Here is a 1,310-nt window from a genome sequence, read left to right as displayed (position 1 = left end):
ANAANAAAAAAGACTAGTACACTACGGCGTAAAAATGTCTACCGTTAAACTGCCAGAGCCTTTCCTTTATAAGTCCACTTAAAAGGCTTTGCCATCGTACGGTTGAAGTAGGCAATAAATGCAAGGATTCGAGTTTTCAAGTCAGCCTGACTGGTGAAACTAGCTCGTCTGAGTAACTTGCGTACTAGGATGCTAAACCAGATTTCAATTTGGTTTAACCAAGAACAATGCTTCGGCGTGAAATGAAACACAATACGGTGAGAAGGGTCACTCAAAAACGCAGCCCGTGTTTGCATGGATTGGAGAATGCCTTGCTTGCCTTTGATGCCTAAATCCTCAGATATTCCTTCCACTTGAGCAACCAAGAGAACTAATGATTCGGATTGATGAGTGTTTAAGCAATCCATGACCAAGTGCCATTTTGTAGCATCAGGATCCGTAGCAAGGGTTTGTTGGACATGGGCAAGATAGTCTGCTTCAGTCCGAGTTTCTCCAACTGTGGCAGAGATGACTTGCCCCTTGGCAACATCAAAACTGGCAATCAAGGTTTGCGTCCCGTGACGAATGTACTCAAATTCCTGACGTTCTATTTTTCCTGGACGCATTGGCAAGTCCTCAACTTTACGTTCCTTGGCTTGAATGCCAGTCATCTCGTCGATGCTAATCGTTCGTTCCCCTATCTTGGCTCGTTGTGGGGCACTGAGATAGGTTGTACAGATATCCTCGACTTTGTCGTCAAATTCAGGATCGGGGGGGGATTCAACCAGTAACCAGATTGATGGGGTTTTAGTGACGCTTCCTCCAACAGTCGTCCCACATGTCGAGGTGAGATACTCTCTACAATTCCTTGCTTGACCATCTCATCGGCGAGTTCTCTTGATGTCCAATGACTAATCGGTCGCCCATAGGTCTCAGGCTTTTCACAGGCAATTGCAAATAGCTGTAGAATCTCTTCTAGGCTAAAAGTGGCGGGAGCACCTAATCGCTCAGCATCTCGTAATCGCTCTACGACTGGAGTCTCTTTCTCCCTTAGGCTTAACCACCGTTCCCGCCACAACCTTGCCATGTCTCGACTGATAGACAACTTTCTACCTATTTCCCGATGATTACATCCTTCGTCGGCAAGTAAGATGATTTTGGCTCTCAAGGCTATTTGCTGGGGCGTGTTATGACGATTGACGATTTGTTGAAGATCCCGACGTTCGGTTTCATTTAACTTTAAGGGTGTAGGGGCTGATCTGGGCATAGCTCTTCTCTTTCATTTAGCTCACCTTCTATAGGGTAGCCCTATTTCCGCCCTGTTGTACTAG

2 protein-coding genes are annotated in these 1,310 nt (G+C 46.0%); both read right to left on the bottom strand.

What is annotated here, in order from left to right; genetic code table 11:
* Nucleotides 1–44: 44 nt before the first annotated feature.
* Nucleotides 45–650, bottom strand: coding sequence for a transposase (locus ACP2WE_RS25980; protein ID WP_425218416.1), 606 nt, complete (start codon nucleotides 648–650; stop codon nucleotides 45–47).
* Nucleotides 651–676: 26 nt separating this feature from the next.
* Nucleotides 677–1,246, bottom strand: coding sequence for a helix-turn-helix domain-containing protein (locus ACP2WE_RS25975; RefSeq protein WP_425218415.1), 570 nt, complete (start codon nucleotides 1,244–1,246; stop codon nucleotides 677–679).
* Nucleotides 1,247–1,310 lie beyond the last annotated feature (64 nt).

Source organism: Tumidithrix helvetica PCC 7403, from assembly GCF_965232925.1.
Classification (GTDB): domain Bacteria; phylum Cyanobacteriota; class Cyanobacteriia; order Pseudanabaenales; family Pseudanabaenaceae; genus Tumidithrix; species Tumidithrix helvetica.
Note: the sequence above shows the minus strand (reverse complement) of the source record. Positions and strands in the feature narration are given on the sequence as shown.